General features: G+C 65.3%; 14 protein-coding genes. 8 read left to right on the forward strand and 6 right to left on the reverse strand.

Translation table 11 applies throughout. The features are described 5' to 3' along the window. Positions 1–77: 77 nt before the first annotated feature. A complete protein-coding gene (locus IEY68_RS23075) occupies positions 78–1451 on the reverse strand; it encodes an ABC1 kinase family protein (RefSeq protein WP_063916340.1) in 1374 nt (457 codons plus the stop codon). A 99-nt stretch (positions 1452–1550) separates the two neighbouring features. On the opposite strand from IEY68_RS23075, the gene IEY68_RS23080 reads away from it, so the two are divergent. Next, positions 1551–2342 carry a winged helix-turn-helix domain-containing protein gene (locus tag IEY68_RS23080; RefSeq protein ID WP_058856127.1) on the forward strand — a complete coding sequence of 264 codons (792 nt, stop codon included), beginning with the start codon at positions 1551–1553 and terminating at the stop codon, positions 2340–2342. A gap of 680 nt (positions 2343–3022) precedes the next feature. Here the strand turns inward: IEY68_RS23080 and IEY68_RS23085 are convergent. Together IEY68_RS23085 and IEY68_RS23090 are read right to left on the reverse strand one after the other, a co-directional pair. Further along, positions 3023–4150 (reverse strand): nitronate monooxygenase, encoded by a 1128-nt coding sequence (locus tag IEY68_RS23085; protein ID WP_058856128.1) that lies wholly within the window; start codon positions 4148–4150, stop codon positions 3023–3025. 182 nt (positions 4151–4332) lie between these two features. Next, positions 4333–5733 (reverse strand): glycosyltransferase family protein, encoded by a 1401-nt coding sequence (locus IEY68_RS23090; protein ID WP_058856129.1) that lies wholly within the window; start codon positions 5731–5733, stop codon positions 4333–4335. A 289-nt stretch (positions 5734–6022) separates the two neighbouring features. On the opposite strand from IEY68_RS23090, the gene rpsF reads away from it, so the two are divergent. The 4 genes from rpsF to rplI all read left to right on the forward strand — a co-directional run bounded on the left by rpsF (position 6023) and on the right by rplI (position 7733). After that, complete coding sequence (gene rpsF / locus IEY68_RS23095; protein WP_058856130.1) at positions 6023–6310, forward strand: 30S ribosomal protein S6; 288 nt, start codon at positions 6023–6025, stop codon at positions 6308–6310. 95 nt (positions 6311–6405) lie between these two features. Next, the gene (locus IEY68_RS23100; RefSeq protein ID WP_058856131.1) at positions 6406–6951 is read left to right on the forward strand and encodes a single-stranded DNA-binding protein; all 546 of its coding nucleotides are present in this window, start codon (positions 6406–6408) and stop codon (positions 6949–6951) included. 55 nt (positions 6952–7006) lie between these two features. After that, positions 7007–7258: a 30S ribosomal protein S18 gene (rpsR, locus tag IEY68_RS23105; RefSeq protein WP_058856132.1), complete on the forward strand. Its 252-nt coding sequence runs from the start codon at positions 7007–7009 to the stop codon at positions 7256–7258. Between the two features lie 19 nt (positions 7259–7277). Next, positions 7278–7733 (forward strand): 50S ribosomal protein L9, encoded by a 456-nt coding sequence (gene rplI, locus IEY68_RS23110; RefSeq protein ID WP_058856133.1) that lies wholly within the window; start codon positions 7278–7280, stop codon positions 7731–7733. Between the two features lie 84 nt (positions 7734–7817). Here rplI and IEY68_RS23115 read toward each other — a convergent pair whose 3' ends face one another. Next, positions 7818–7982: a hypothetical protein gene (locus tag IEY68_RS23115; protein ID WP_156426319.1), complete on the reverse strand. Its 165-nt coding sequence runs from the start codon at positions 7980–7982 to the stop codon at positions 7818–7820. A 428-nt stretch (positions 7983–8410) separates the two neighbouring features. Here IEY68_RS23115 and dnaB point away from each other — a divergent pair, with 428 nt between their 5' ends. The 3 genes from dnaB to IEY68_RS23130 all read left to right on the forward strand — a co-directional run bounded on the left by dnaB (position 8411) and on the right by IEY68_RS23130 (position 12146). Next, complete coding sequence (dnaB, locus tag IEY68_RS23120; RefSeq protein ID WP_058856134.1) at positions 8411–10225, forward strand: replicative DNA helicase; 1815 nt, start codon at positions 8411–8413, stop codon at positions 10223–10225. Positions 10226–10721: 496 nt separating this feature from the next. Then, on the forward strand, positions 10722–11141 hold the full coding sequence (locus IEY68_RS23125) for a DUF1877 family protein (protein ID WP_058856135.1): 420 nt from the start codon (positions 10722–10724) through the stop codon (positions 11139–11141). A gap of 222 nt (positions 11142–11363) precedes the next feature. Continuing rightward, the gene (locus tag IEY68_RS23130) at positions 11364–12146 is read left to right on the forward strand and encodes an SDR family NAD(P)-dependent oxidoreductase (RefSeq protein ID WP_062999069.1); all 783 of its coding nucleotides are present in this window, start codon (positions 11364–11366) and stop codon (positions 12144–12146) included. Between the two features lie 882 nt (positions 12147–13028). Here the strand turns inward: IEY68_RS23130 and IEY68_RS23135 are convergent. Together IEY68_RS23135 and IEY68_RS23140 are read right to left on the reverse strand one after the other, a co-directional pair. Further along, the gene (locus tag IEY68_RS23135) at positions 13029–14174 is read right to left on the reverse strand and encodes a N(5)-(carboxyethyl)ornithine synthase (RefSeq protein WP_199804978.1); all 1146 of its coding nucleotides are present in this window, start codon (positions 14172–14174) and stop codon (positions 13029–13031) included. 162 nt (positions 14175–14336) lie between these two features. Beyond that, positions 14337–14894, reverse strand: a complete 558-nt coding sequence (locus IEY68_RS23140; protein WP_058856136.1) for a sugar O-acetyltransferase — start codon at positions 14892–14894, stop codon at positions 14337–14339. Positions 14895–14921 lie beyond the last annotated feature (27 nt).

A 14921-nucleotide genomic window follows, 5' to 3' on the forward strand; every position in this document is an offset into this window, starting at 1 on the left:
GGATAGAATTTCCGCAAATTAGGCATCCTCACCGGAAAATGTCCCAGACGGTGTGTTCGATATGGGCAGCCGGGCGTTCAGTTCGCCGGTACGCCCGGCACCGGATCGCGCCGCATCACCGCGAAAACCTCCCCGAGTTCGGGCACCGACCGCTCCAGTTCGGCACCGAAATCGCATTCGCACTCCAGCTGGCTCAACGTGCCGACCATAGTGAGCGCGGCCCGCGCGAACGGAGTGCACTCCGGCGGCAGTGTCAGCTCCCGCATCACATTCGTCAGTCGCAGTGCCGTGGTGCGCAACACCTGTTTGCGCAACCACGGCGTGGTGATGCGGAATCGCGGGTGCCGAACCGGCTCCGCGCACGCCGACAGCGCCGCGCCGAGAGCTTCCGCGTCGAGAGTCCGCCCGGGGAAAGCGAACCCGTGGGTACGCACCGCTGTCTCCAGGGTCGCCGGGTCGCCGTTGAAGATCGCATCGCACATCTCGACCACCAACCGGGTGAAACCCGGATGTGGCCACGGCGCGCAGGCACCGAAATCCATTACCCCGAGCCGGCCGTCCGCGAGCAGACGCAGATTACCGGGATGCGGGTCGCAGTACAGCAGACCGTGCTGCTCCCAGCCCGTCAACACAAAACGCATCATCGCCTCGCCGACCCGGTCCCGCTGCGCGCGACTCCCGGACTCGATGATCCGGGCGGCGGGAACACCGTCGAGCCATTCCGACACCAGCACATCCCCGTGCTGTGCCAGCACGTCCGGCACCCGGAATTCGGTACTACCGGCATACATCCGGGCGAAGGCCCGCTGATTATCGGCCTCGGCCGCGTAATCCAGTTCCGCGCACACACTCTCGCAGAGTGCCTCGGTCACCGCTTTCACATCCGCGCCCGGCAGGAACACCGACGCCAGCGTGGAGATCCGCCGCAACTGCGCGAGGTCCGACTCCACCGCCGCCCGGGCACCCGGATACATGACCTTTACCGCGACCGGCCGGCCGTCGTGCCAGACCCCACGATGCACCTGGCCGATCGAAGCGGCGGCCGCCCGCCGATCGTCGAACTCCCGGAACAACTCTCGCCAGTCCGGACCCAGATGCCCGGCCAGTACCGAGTGCACGGTGGCAGGCAGCATCACCGGCGCCGAATCCTGTAACCGGGCCAATGCGGCCTGGTAGGGAGCGGCGATATCACGCGGCAGGGCCAGCTGATAGATCGCCAGCAGCTGGCCGAGCTTGGCGGCGCAGCCCTTCAACTCGCCCAGCACCTCGAACATATGCTCGGCGGTCCGGGCCTGGATATCCCGGTTCACCTCCGCCGCTGGACGACCGAGCGCCCGGCGGCCCGCCCCCGCCGCCTGCCGACCCGCGAACGCGACCGGTAGTGCTACGAGCTTGGCGCTGCGCAGCGCCCGGCGCACCGGTGGCGCGCCAGGATCACGTCGACTGCTCATACCTCATCCCCAGAAGCGATTCGCCTGTTCTCCTGTGCAGTCTGGCATATTTGCGCATAGACTGTCTGGGACGTAACAGCTGCCCAGAAAGGTGCATCCATGGGGTCCCGCACGGTGGTCGCCGATGTTGCCGACGAACTGGCACGGCGGGTCGCCGCAGGGGAATATCAGCCCGGTGAGCTGATGCCTTCGGTCCGGCAGGTCGCCGAAGAGTTCGAAATGAACCGGGCAACCGCCCAGCTCACGCTCGGCCGGCTGGAGTCCTACGGGTTCGTCGAAGCCAGGCGCGGTAAAGGATTCACCATCCGTGAAGTCCGCGCGGCGGGCGGTTTGGACGTCTACCGGCACCTGTTCCGGTTCTCCATCCCGATGCCCGAGGTCGCCATCGAGATGTTCCGCGATATCGTCGAGGTCGAACGCGGCATCGTCATGGACGCGCTGCTCTCCTATACCGGCCTCGCCCATGGTGTCGCCGCGGCGGCCGGGGTCGACCTCGCTGAACTCAAAACCGAGGTAGACGCCCTGGAAACGCTGGCGCGGCTGGATGTCCCCGACTACCGGCGCATCCTCGCCATCGAGATCGGCGTCGTCCGCAAACTGCTCGTAGCGCTCGAATCCAGTATGCAGCGCGCCATTCTGAACTCCATCGGCGAAATGGTGCTCGAGGTGCCCGAGGCCGTCGATGCGTACTTCGCGGGTGCCGCCGACCTGCACGTACTGGTATGGCGAGCCCTGATCGCGGTCTGGGAGTCCGAATCCGGGCCCACACCCGCCCAACTGGCGCTGTTCGAGGATCTTTTCGGGATGTACCACAACAAGGTCGTCGCTCGGTTCGAGGAACTGCTCGATGCCGCCGGCGAAGCCGAAGAGGTTCACGCCGCCACCGCTTGAGCTGTATCTATTTGCCCCGCCTTCGGCGGGGCGGGGCGGGGCCCTATTAACCCCGGTTCTTCACTCCTTCGCTCAGTCGCTGCGCTCCTTCGCTACGTCGCTCCAGAACCGGGGCGGGCCCCGCCTACGAAGGCAGACCATCCGGATCAGCAAATGCGGTTTGTCCGCATGCAGACCCGAGCCTCGCGTGCCGACGCAACTCCATGAGTCACTGTTCTACGAGACACCTCAAAGGGTCTAGGCCCGTCTCGCCCTTGACCGGAGGTGCTCAATGGCCGCATTCCGTGTTCGGCCGACCGCACGTCGCATGAGCCGAAGGCTCGAATCTCGAGACCTGAACGGCGAGACCGAGGGGGCCTCGATCCCGCGACGCCGCAGGCGGCGCCGAAACACAGCACCTTCGCGAGTGTGTCCACTTTCTTGCGTCGCGAGGGAGTCCGCATCGCACCTTCGCGAGTAGGCCCAGCTGCTCGCTGTCGCGAGCGAGCTCGTATCCACTCAGCTCCGCAGGCCAGTTCCCGGGCCGGTTTCGCGTGCCGGTCCGCACTCGAGATCCCACTCTGGAGATGCCCGTGTGCACAGCTCGTGACATCGGCCCCGGGCAGAACGAACGCCGCCGGGAAATTCTCCCGGCGGCGTTCCGTCATTCCAGCTCCGCGAGGCTCGCCCCGCCGATGCGATCAGATGGAGTCGTTGAGTTTGTTCAACCGCTCGCAGGCCGTCACATAGCCCTCGATGAGGCGGCTCATCACATCGGCCGAGCGCTCCATCTTGTTCATCATGCCGACCACCTGGCCGACCGGATTGAAGTTCACGTCCTTGGCCGCTTCGGGGTAGCGGTGGCCGCGCTTCACACCGTCCAGGGCCACCATCATCTGCAGCGGCATGGGCAGCGGGTCGGGAGTGTCGGTCGACTCCCAGGCATCGGTCCAGTCGTTGCGCAGCATCCGAGCCGGCTTTCCGGTCCAGGCACGAGAGCGGATCGTGTCGTGGCTGGTGGCGTCGATGTAGGTCTTCATCTGGGCGGGCGGCACATTGGCCTCTTCCACCGTCAGCCAGATAGATCCGGTCCACGCACCCGCGGCGCCCATCGCCATGGCGGCCGCGACCTGGCGGCCGTCGCCGATACCGCCGGCCGCGAGCACCGGCAGATCGCCGACGGCATCGATGACCTGCGGCCACAGAACCAGCGAGGAGACCTCGCCGCAGTGGCCGCCGCCCTCGGTGCCCTGGCAGACCACGAAGTCCAGGCCGGCGTCCTTGTGATTCAGGGCGTGCTTCACCGAACCGCACAGCGCGCCGATCAGCCGGCCGGATTCCTGGATCTGGGAGACGAATTCCGGCGGCGGGGTGCCGAGTGCGTTGGCGACCAGCTTCGCCTTCGGATGCCGCAGGATCACCTCGACCTGCGGTGCGGCGGTGGTAGCGGTCCAGCCGAGCAGCTGCGGGTGTACCTCCTCTTCGGGAAGCTTCGGTACGCCGTGGTCGGCGAGGATCTTCTCGGCGAAGTCGCGATGTCCCTGGGGGACGTGCTTGACGAGTTCGGCTTCGAGCTGCTCGGGGGAGAGTCCGTCGATTCCCTTGCCCTCGTATTTGGAGGGGATCACCAGGTCGACGCCGTAGGGGTTGTCGCCGACGTGCTCGTCCAGCCACGCCAGCTCGACCTCGAGCTGTTCGGCGGTGAACCCGACCGCGCCGAGCACGCCGAGGCCGCCGGCGTTGCTGACTGCGGCCGCCACGTCGCGGCAGTGAGTGAAGGCGAAGATGGGGAACTCGATCCCCAGCCGGTCGCAGATATCGGTACGCATGGCGGTGCTGGTCTCCCTATGCCTGGAACAAGTTACATAATTGCCGCGCGGCGGCTGATCCGGCCGCTGTCACCCGTCGGCCTCGAATGCGCCGGATACCTCCTACAACGGTGGCCGGCGCGGCGGGATCCGTTAGGTGCCATACTTTGAATGTAACACGTTCTAGTTTTAATGGAACCGCTTCAGCCGTGCGTCCTCGGCCCGTCCTCGCTCGCCAGGTCGCCACGCTCCGAATCCGCGCGTGCGGAGGTTCGCGGCGCCCGCACAGGGACCTTCAGGAACAGGCAGAACAGCAGCACCAGCAGCGTGGCCCGCCCCCACACCCCGAACCGGACCACCGCCTCCATCAGTTCGACCGAATGTCCGGTGCCCATCGTGTAGAAGTACCGGAAGACACCCACGCCGATCGCTATATCGGCGACCAGGTAGCTCCACACCACCGGCCACGGCACCGCCAGCAACACCAGGAACGGAATCAGCCACAGGGTGTACTGCGGCGAATGCACCTTGTGGAACACCAGGAACCCGCACAGCATCGCGCCGCTGACGCCGAGCCACGGATATACGCCCGTTTCGGCGTACCGCCGCCACCCCGCCCACAGCGCCACGGCGAACGACACGATGATCAGTGTCGGTGAGGCGATCGAGACCGTTTCGGTGAACGCGGCGCTGCTCAGCGGATCCGGCCCGAACAGCGGCCGCAGGCCCCAATACCAGATCGAGTTCGTGGTGATATCGGCCTCGCGCTGCTGCTGGAACTCGATCGAGGCCCGCCAGCCGTCGTATCCGGCGAGTGCGAACGGCAGGTTGACCACCACCACCGTCGCGCAGGCGGCGCCCAGCGTGCCCAGCGCACCGGCTGCGTCCAGGCGCGGACGACCCCGCGGCCCGGCCCGCTCCCGCTCCCCGCCGGTCAGTACGTACAGCATCAGCGGGATCACGAAGATCGCCGGATAGATCTTGAAACAGAACCCGAGCCCCAGCAGTACCGCGGCCAGTGCCCCGCGCACCCGCAGCGGATACCGATCGGCGGCTGTCACCGCGGCGGCCGCCACGGTTGTGCACACCACCGGCAGTTCCCAGTTGTGGAACGCGTACAGCACCAGCGGCGGTCCCACCGCCCACAACAGCGCGGCCCGGCCCGCCAGGCGGGCCAGCAGCCAGGCGGTGATCAGGGCGAACGGTGCCAGTAGCAGGGCAGAACGTAGGAGGAAGGCGGCGTCGTTGTGGGCACCCAGCGCGCCGAGCCACATCAGCAGACCGCTCAGGACCGGATATTCCACGGCGCCGCCGGTCAGGGTGCCGTCGGCGGTGATCCCGCCGTGCACATAGGGAAAAATATGCTGATCGATATCGCGGCCCAGCCAGAGGAACTGGATATCGGAATAACAGACCCGGGCGTCCTTGACGTAATCGAAAGCGGCACTACGGCCGTCGGCCCGGAAAGGGGCTCCGGCGCAGCGTGCCTTGTTGAGGAATGCGACCAGCAGAGTGAGGCCGCACAGCAGTACGACGGTGAGAACGGCTGTGCGCCGGGCCACGCGATCGGCCCCGAGCACGCTCGCGGCCGGTCCGATCGACATACCGACACCCTAGTGGGCTCCACCACGGCCCGCTGTTCGATCGAATGGGCTCCGGCCCGCTATATCTCCGGTGTGCGACCTGGCCGCGGCAGGTGGGAGAAATACGGAAATACGCCGCCCACCGATTGTGGGAATCATTTCGTGGTCGCGGCGGCGGGGCGATCACCGCGTCGAAGATCGATTTCGCTGCGGGCAGTCCACTCAGGTACTCTTGCCCGGTTGCTGACGCGACGACCTCCTGCCACGGACCGTCCGTGGCCGACCCCAGACCACAGGAGGTGATTGGTTCGTGCGTCATTATGAAGTGATGGTTATCCTCGATCCGAGCCTGGACGAGCGCACCGTCGGACCGTCCCTGGAAAGTATGCTCGGCGTTGTCCGTACCGAGGGCGGAAAAATCGACAAGGTCGATATCTGGGGCCGTAAGCGCCTCGCCTACGAGATTCGTAAACAGGCCGAAGGCATCTACGCGGTGGTCGATCTGACCGCGGAGCCCGCCACCGTGAACGAACTCGACCGCCAGCTGGGCCTCAACGAGCAGGTCCTGCGCACCAAGGTTCTGCGCAACGACAAGTAGTTCCGGCGCTACCGCAGTTTCGTCGGAGTCTGTCTCTAGGCTCTAGCGCAACAGGCGAGTGCACCCGGACTGCACACCGAGCAGGAGGAACCCCCATGGCAGCTGGCGATACGGTAATCACGGTCATCGGAAATCTGACGGCCGATCCCGAGCTTCGATTCACGCCCGCGGGCGCGGCGGTGGCAAATTTCACCGTGGCCTCCACCCCCCGCATTTTCGACCGTAATACCAACGAGTGGAAAGACGGCGAGGCGCTGTTCCTGCGCTGCAATATCTGGCGCGAGGCCGCGGAGAACGTCGCCGAAAGCCTGACCAGGGGATCCCGCGTGATCGTCAGCGGACGACTCAAGCAGCGCTCCTTCGAAACCCGTGAGGGTGAGAAGCGCACAGTCGTCGAGCTCGAGGTCGACGAGGTCGGCCCCTCGCTGCGGTACGCCACGGCCAAGGTCAACAAGACCAGTCGTGGTGGCGGCGGCGGTGGCGGTGGATTCGGTTCCAACAGCGGCGGTGGTGGTAACTACAACGCCGGCAACGGTGGCGGTGGACGGTCCGAACAGGGCGCTGCGGAAGACCCGTGGGGTAGCGCGCCCGCGGCCGGCTCCTTCGGGGGCGGCCGGACGGACGATGAACCGCCGTTCTGAGACGGCCCGCACCGGCCCGCGACGGCGGGCCACCAAGAAGACGGAGTGAACGAAAATGGCCAAGGCACCGGCGCGCGAAAAGGTGCTCAAGAAGAAGGCTTGCACTTTCTGCAAAGAGAGCAAGACCGGAATCGTCAACATCGACTACAAGGATGTGCCGCTGCTGCGCAAGTACGTCAGTGAGCGCGGCAAGATCCGTGCTCGCCGGGTCACCGGCAACTGCGTACAGCACCAGCGTGATATCGCCATCGCGGTGAAGAACTCGCGTGAGATGGCGCTGCTGCCCTACGTTTCGACGGCTCGCTGAGAAAGGTCGGTCAAGCAAAATGAAGCTCATTCTGACTGCCGATGTGGACAACCTCGGCGCTCCCGGCGATACCGTCGAGGTCAAGGACGGCTACGGCCGCAACTTCCTGCTGCCCCGGGGTCTGGCCATCACGGCCAGCCGCGGTGCGCAGAAGCAGGTCGAGGGAATCCGCCGGGCCCAGGAGTCCCGCCGGGTGCGCGATCTCGGCCACGCCAACGAACTGAAGCAGGCCATCGAGGGTCTCGAAGGGGTTTCGCTGTCGGTCAAGACAGCGGGCACCGGCAAGCTCTTCGGTTCGGTCACCCAGTCCGATGTCGCCGCCGCGATCAAGTCGGCCGGGGGGCCGGTCCTGGACAAGCGCAGCATCGAACTGCCGAAGTCGCATATCAAGGCCACCGGCAAGCATCAGGTGACCGTCCATTTGCACCCGGACGTCGCCGCGAAGTTCGCACTGGAGGTCGTGGCCGCCGGCTGATCCGGTTTCGCCACAGATACCCGAAACCGGGGATCACGTCCGCTCGCCGACGAGTGGGCGCGGTCCCCGGTCGGTTGTGCTCTGTCACAGCAACGGAAGATTAGCCGCTTGTTTGCGGTAATCTTTGTGAAGGCGGGTGCCTGCATTTTCGCCGGTGGCGCCTGTTCGTTCCGTATGTGTCTTATCCACAAGATGTGAGTCCTGTGGATCAATCACAAAACCAACCGGACGTAATGTGACCCAGGTCATATCTGTTCGCCTGTCCGTTAACTCAACACGCCCGGCTGTTCAACATCTCCGACACGCCGATACTTTGTTTATCCACATTGCGTGAGCCGCGAAAATCTGGATCTAGCTGGGTATTTTCTGCAGCTGACCTGCGTTTTCCCCAAGTTGTCCACAAGTTGTGCACAACTGCAGGTGAACTATCCCCAGGTTATCCACAGGTCTGTGCACAGCCCTGGTTGGCATGTGGATAGAACCTCGCCTAGGTTCATCGCAGCACCATTGGCGACACCCCGCCGCGATGGGGCGTATCGGTTCTATCCGGGTGATAGCTGGTACGTCTGACCACTGGTCACCGGTATCTCGAACCCCGGCGAACTTGTCGGACCCGTGGGGTAGAACCGGTCGTCGAAGGGTGGCGTCCGGTCTGAAGGAGAGGACGGTCGAGTCGGATGGCAGTCGTCGATGACCGCGGGCACACGGACTTCCCGCCGGAGCCCCCCGGCGAGGATTTCGGGCGCCAGCCGCCACACGATATGGCGGCCGAACAGTCGGTGCTCGGCGGCATGCTGCTCAGCAAGGACGCCATCGCCGACGTGGTCGAGGTCCTACGTTCCGGCGATTTCTACCGGCCCGCCCACCAGGCCGTCTACGACGCCATCCTCGATCTGTACGGTCGCGGCGAACCCGCCGACCCGGTCACCGTCGCCGCCGGGCTGGACCGGAAGGGTGAACTGAAGCGGATCGGTGGCGCCCCTTATCTGGTCACTCTCACCCAGACCGTCCCCACCGCGGCGAATGCCGGTTTCTACGCCGAGATCGTCGCGGAGAAGGCGATCCTGCGGCGGTTGGTGGAAGCCGGTACCCGCATCGTGCAGTACGGGTATGCCGGTGCCGACGGCCAAGATGTCGCCGAGGTGGTCGACCGTGCCCAGGCCGAGGTCTACGAGGTCACCGAACGCCGGACCTCCGAGGACTACCTCCCCCTGGAAGAGTTGCTCCAGCCCACCATGGACGAGATCGATTCCATCGCCTCCCGCGGTGGTATCTCGCTCGGCGTACCGACCGGATTCTCCGAACTCGACGAGCTCACCAACGGTCTGCATCCGGGTCAGATGATCATTGTCGCGGCCCGGCCGGGTGTGGGTAAGGCGCTGGCCTTGGATACGCCACTGCCCACACCGGACGGTTGGACCACCATGGGTGAGGTGCGGGCGGGGGACCGGCTTCTCGACGCGAATCACCAGCCCACCACCGTTGTCGCCGCGACCGAGATTCTTCGAGATCGGCCGTGCTACGAGGTCGAGTTCAGCGATGGCGCGATCATCGTGGCCGATGAGCAGCATCAGTGGGTCACCGTCGACAGCGGGTCGGTGCGCCGCGTCCGCACCACCGGGGATATCGCTCATACGCTGAAGACGGTCGATGGCACGCCGAACCATACGGTGCGCGAACCTCTCAGATCGAGTGCGCGCCGGATCGTGGATGCCCGCAAGATCGACCCCGTCCCGGTGCGGTGTGTCGAGGTGGACAACAGCGATCATCTCTACCTCGCCGGCCCGACCATGGTGCCGACCCACAACTCCACCCTGGGTATGGATTTCATGCGCAGCGCGTCGATTCGGCACGGGCTGGCGAGCGTGATCTTCTCGCTGGAGATGAGCCGGACCGAAATCGTCATGCGCCTGCTGTCGGCAGAGGCGAAGATCAAACTCGGAGATATGCGGGCCGGGCGGATGAGCGACGACGACTGGACCAAGCTGGCGCGGCGGATGAGCGAGATCAGCGAAGCGCCGCTGTTCGTGGACGATTCGCCGAACCTCACCATGATGGAGATCCGGGCCAAGGCGCGCCGGCTGAAACAGCGCCATGACCTGAAATTGGTTGTGGTGGACTACCTCCAGCTGATGACATCGGGTAAGAAGGTCGAATCCCGTCAGCAGGAGGTATCGGATTTCTCGCGAAATCTGAAGCTGCTGGCCAAAGAGCTGGAAGTTCCCGTGATCGCCATCAGTCAGCTCAACCGTGGTCCGGAACAGCGCACCGATAAACGCCCCCAGGTCTCCGACCTGCGCGAATCGGGATCGCTGGAACAGGACGCGGATATGGTGATCCTGCTGCACCGGCCGGACGCGTTCGAACGTGACGATCCGCGCGGCGGCGAAGCGGATCTGATCGTCGGCAAGCACCGTAACGGACCCACGGCGACCATCACCGTGGCGCATCAGCTGCATCTGTCGCGCTTCGTCGACATGGCGCGCGGCTGACCGTGGTTGTTGTAGGGTCTCAGAAGTCGTGGCCAAACCTCAGAAAGTTCGGCCACAACTCGGCCAATAGGCCATAGTTTTGAGATTCTGCCCCTGCTGATCTTCGCCAGTTGGCGTTCGTAGCGGGAGGCTCGAGTCGGCGAGCGTACAGGTACCGAGATCTCGGCGGTTGGTCGGCGTCGACGCTGTCGAGATTGCCTTTCGGCGCGACCCCGGAGGGCTCGACCTGGCCGGGAGACGGTTGTTCGATAAAACACTGCCCAACGACGAGTCCCGGCTGCGGGCCGTGGTCGACACCCTTGCCACCACGGCCGGAGAACCCCGATGAGGCTGACACCATTGGGCCGAGCTGTACTCGACGCCATCTGCATCAACGATCAGACATGCTGGTGAGTCGCGCGGAGTAGAACCGCCGCAGCCGGACCGGTGGAGACTGTCGGCGTTCACCGCTACTGTCCATCCTGCTGCTGACCGAATCCGACTATCAGGGTGAAGCATGGGAACCGTAGTATCGTTCAAACGCGTATCCGACGCGCAACTGGCACAGATCGTCGCCGATCCGGACCAGTACTGGGAAGTGATCGACGACCCGGACAGCGCCGAGCCCAGCGGTTATCTCGACAAAGCTTGGTCCGGCCTGTCCGACCTCCTCATGAGTTCCGGCACCGGGATAAACCTCATCGCCGACGGCGAGTTGATCGATGGCTCCGAAGATCTGTTCTACTGGTCGTCCGCACTGGTCCAGCGGACCGCGGAGAAGCTGCGCGACACATCTTTCGCCACACTCGCCGCACATCACGAAAACGCATCCGCCGACGACGAGCTCGACTACCTGCACGAGTACTACGACGTGCTGATGAAATTCTTCGGTTCGGCAGCCACCGTAGGTTCCGCAGCAGTCATGTCCATGGGTTGACAGACGGCCAGCACTGATCTCCGGGCGGTTCAGGCGTTCCCCAAGATTCTGAGTCACTTCTCAGGACATCTCGCACTGGGTTGTCAATCCCGAGGAAATGCCGGCTTTTCGAGACCGGAGCCCGGTATGCGCTGCCGGTTCCTGCCCGTGGACCTCCTCTCCCAACCCGGCATGCTCGTCGTCCACTGATCCGGCAGACCGAACCTCTACCGAGGAAACCTGATGATCAATACTCGCCTAGCCGGCCGGATCGTCCTGGTAACCGGCGGTTCCGGCAATATCGGCGCAGCGATCAGTCGCGCGTTCGCCGCCCAGGGGGCACGCGTAGCGATCCACTACCTCAACCAAGATCCTCCAGCCCCGGCCGGCACCGAATGGGCCCACATCACTCCCACTGCAGAGGAGGCGGACGAACTCGCGAACGAATTGGGCAACGACTCCTTCGCCGTCGGCGCCGACCTATCCGCACCGGACGGCGCGACCCGACTTGTGCGTGCGGTCGCCGCCCGCACCGGCACGATCAATGTCCTGGTCAACAACGCCGCACACTGCGAAACACCGGACACCATCGACACGTTGACCCATGCGTCGATGGAGCGCCACTATCGGGTGAACGCCGTCGCCCCCGCGGTCCTCACCGCCGAGGTGGCACGACTACACCACGGAGACAACCCGTTGAGCATCATCAACATCACCACCGACGCCGCCCGAGCCTTCCCCGGCCAGACCGGCTACGGCACATCCAAGGCGGCGCTGGAAGCACTCACCCGCTCCACCGCCCTGGACCTCGCACCGCGCGGCATCCGCGTGAACGCCGTCGCCCCGGGCCCTGTCCAGACCGGCTGGATGGACGAAAACGTCCTCGCTCGAGCGAGGGAGATCGTGCCGATGGGCCGGGTGGGGGAGCCGGACGATATCGCTGACGCGGTGGTGTATCTGGCGTCCCACCAGGCCCGCTGGGTCACTGGACAGATTCTGCAGGTCGCCGGCGGACACGCTCTCTGACTGTGTCGGCCACAGGCCCCGGCCAGGCCACGTTCATGACATCCACGGAAAACGAGTACTCGGCAGAAGGGGGCGGGACCGTCACACGGTGGACTGCCGACGAGAACGACTGACGCCCAACATCCACAGGCCAGTCCGGGGTGCTCGGTGCCTGGCGCGCACCCCGGACCGAGCTGAAGAAATGCCATCGATCTGAGACACCACCGCGGGCCGCAACGTGAGACAACCCGAAGCGACCAGGTCAGCGGGCCGCCAGCGCCGCCCCGACAGCGCCCGCGACGATCAGCCCCGATCTGCCGCGCCCGGTCGGCTGCGGCGGATACGCCGTCGGCAGAAGCTGCTGCTGCGGCCGGTGCCCTCGACCGCCTTGCTGATAGCCGAAACGGTTGGGCCGGAGTCGGAACCCGACGTGGGCGGGACGCGGCCGTCCGGGACCGACCGGCCATCTGCCGGCCGGCCCTGTTGCCACACAGAGGAATCGGCATTTCCCACCCGCCCCTGATCATCGGATCCGTGCGGAGAACCAGTCATGCCTGTAAACCCCTCCGGTCTCGGACGGCCTCCCCGGCCGGTCATAGACTCTGGCCCGGATTCTGATTGTTCGGTGACGCAACCGGACGAAGAGGCAGCGCGCCCACCGGAAACGTCAACTGGGTGGTTTCGGCTCGTACACGGCGATGGGTGTCTGCCGGTCGAAGTCTGCTCAGCCGACCCTCGAACCGGAGAAATGCATCGAACTGAGACGGCCACCGACCGCCACGCAGTGAGACAGCTCGGAAACTCCCAGGTCACTCAGCCGGCGGACACCACGAGTTTCGAGACCCTACAGGCGGGCGTCACATAGGCAGCCGATATGAGACAAGGGCGTCGCTGCGGATCCGGTCAGACGACCGCGTACGGGTAGGCCGCGGCACGACCCTGGAATGAGAGGATCCGGAGGTTCTGGACCCGGCCCTCGCGGATCTCGATCGCGCGGCGGACGGTCTCGCTGCTGTCCCAGGCGTCGGGGCCGGCCATCACGATCGGCAGATACTCCAGCAGAGCCTCGGAGTTCTCCCAGGTGGCGGAGTTCCACAAGAACGAGGGGCTGTGGTCGACGCCATAGTTGTGCAAGTCGTCACCGATGGTGAACATCGGGTCCGAGAACGATGTCGGACGGGCCCACTCGAATCCCATGCCCTCGTCGCAGGAGACGTCGACGAACAGCGTTCCGCGCGCGAACAGGCCCAGCTCTGCGTTCCGTACGAACAGCAGCGGCTCCTCGGTGTCCTGGAGCATGCAGTTGACGACCACGTCGTACTGGGCGAGCGTTTCCGCCAGCGGTCCCGATCCCGGCGCCTCGAGGGCGAGGGTCCGGCTGGGGTTCGCCGGGTCCCGTTTGAAATGCTGCATCCGCACCGACGCGAACGGCGAGGCAACCGCTGACACACTGCGCTGTGTAAACACCGTGACATCACTGATCCCGAGCGCCGAGAGCGCACGCACGGCGCCGCGGGCGGTCGCACCGAAGCTGATTACGGCCGCCCGCATTCGCCGCCCGTAATCGCCGCTTGACCCGCGCAGCTGTAGCGCGTGCAGGACCGAACAATAACCGGCCAGCTCGTTGTTCTTATGGAATACGTGAACGCTGAAGTTGCCCGCCCTCGTCCAGTGGTGCATTGCCTCCCAGGCGATCAGCGTCAGGCCGCGGTCGACTGCCAGCTGGGTGATCCGCTCGTTCTGCACGCAGTGCGGCCACCCCCATACGACCTGCCCCGGGCGCAAAGTCTCGAGGTCTTCGGCCAGCGGTTTCGGCAGCAGCAACACATCGCACTCGGCGAACAGCTCTTCGCGGGTGCGGTAGCCGCCGACCAGCGGCGCCAATCCCTCTTCGGAGTAGCCGAACCGATCACCGTAGCCGCGCTCGAGGAAGAGACGCTTGCGAAGCCCCGGGTCGATCCGGTCGAAATGCGCGGGGTGGATCGCCAGCCGGTGCTCGTCCTCTTTGCGGGAGGTCGCGGCTACGCCGATGGTCAGTTGATGCTTCACCGACCGAGTCTACGCGCAAGTTGCGCGAAATCCGCAGGTCAGCGAAACGACTGTGGTGCGTGAGGCCGGCACCCGCCCCTGAATACCGTTCCCGACGTGCCGTGGGTTCGATCTCGGTCGGGTACAGCGAGTGAACGGGGGTATCGGTGGGCCGAACGTGAACTAGAGGTCCCGGATGACCCGGCACGGGTTGCCGGCGGCGAAGACCCGGGGCGGGATATCGCGGGTCACCACGCTGCCCGCGCCGATCACCGTGTTCTCCCCGATCGTGACCCCGGCGCATACGATGACCCCGCCGCCCAGCCATGCGTTGTCGCCGATCGTGATGGGCGCGGCGGATTCCCAACGGGCCCGGCGGAGTTCGTGATCCTCCATGGGATGCAGGGGGGTGAGGATCTGGACGCGGGGGCCGATCGATACGTCGTTGCCGATGGTCACGGGGGCGCAGTCCAGGATCACGGCGTCGTAGTTCAGAAAAGTGTTGGTGCCGATCCGGATGGGATGGCCGTAGTCGCAGCGCAGCGGTGGCACGATGACGGTGTCCGCACCGCATGAGCCCAGCAGTCGGTCGAGGATTTCCCGGCGTTCGCCGTCGGCGTCGGGAGCGGTGTCGTTGTACCGGGCGATCAGCGTGCGGCAAGCACGGCGTTCCGCGAGGAGCTCCGGGTCGTTGTCGCGATAGAGATCGCCGCGCAGCATACGTTCCTTCTCGGTCGCCATGGACTCGATCCTGCCGGATCGCCACGC

The sequence above is a fragment of the Nocardia jinanensis genome, from assembly GCF_014645735.1.
GTDB lineage: Bacteria > Actinomycetota > Actinomycetes > Mycobacteriales > Mycobacteriaceae > Nocardia > Nocardia jinanensis.

What these genes read in the sequence shown, in the direction of transcription:
- IEY68_RS23075 (WP_063916340.1), bottom strand. Translation starts at nt 1,451, where the DNA reads ATGAGCAGTCGACGTGATCCTGGCGCGCCACCGGTGCGCCGGGCGCTG.
- IEY68_RS23080 (WP_058856127.1), top strand. Translation starts at nt 1,551, where the DNA reads ATGGGGTCCCGCACGGTGGTCGCCGATGTTGCCGACGAACTGGCACGG.
- IEY68_RS23085 (WP_058856128.1), bottom strand. Translation starts at nt 4,150, where the DNA reads ATGCGTACCGATATCTGCGACCGGCTGGGGATCGAGTTCCCCATCTTC.
- IEY68_RS23090 (WP_058856129.1), bottom strand. Translation starts at nt 5,733, where the DNA reads ATGTCGATCGGACCGGCCGCGAGCGTGCTCGGGGCCGATCGCGTGGCC.
- IEY68_RS23100 (WP_058856131.1), top strand. Translation starts at nt 6,406, where the DNA reads ATGGCAGCTGGCGATACGGTAATCACGGTCATCGGAAATCTGACGGCC.
- rpsR (WP_058856132.1), top strand. Translation starts at nt 7,007, where the DNA reads ATGGCCAAGGCACCGGCGCGCGAAAAGGTGCTCAAGAAGAAGGCTTGC.
- rplI (WP_058856133.1), top strand. Translation starts at nt 7,278, where the DNA reads ATGAAGCTCATTCTGACTGCCGATGTGGACAACCTCGGCGCTCCCGGC.
- IEY68_RS23115 (WP_156426319.1), bottom strand. Translation starts at nt 7,982, where the DNA reads ATGACCTGGGTCACATTACGTCCGGTTGGTTTTGTGATTGATCCACAG.
- dnaB (WP_058856134.1), top strand. Translation starts at nt 8,411, where the DNA reads ATGGCAGTCGTCGATGACCGCGGGCACACGGACTTCCCGCCGGAGCCC.
- IEY68_RS23125 (WP_058856135.1), top strand. Translation starts at nt 10,722, where the DNA reads ATGGGAACCGTAGTATCGTTCAAACGCGTATCCGACGCGCAACTGGCA.
- IEY68_RS23130 (WP_062999069.1), top strand. Translation starts at nt 11,364, where the DNA reads ATGATCAATACTCGCCTAGCCGGCCGGATCGTCCTGGTAACCGGCGGT.
- IEY68_RS23140 (WP_058856136.1), bottom strand. Translation starts at nt 14,894, where the DNA reads ATGGCGACCGAGAAGGAACGTATGCTGCGCGGCGATCTCTATCGCGAC.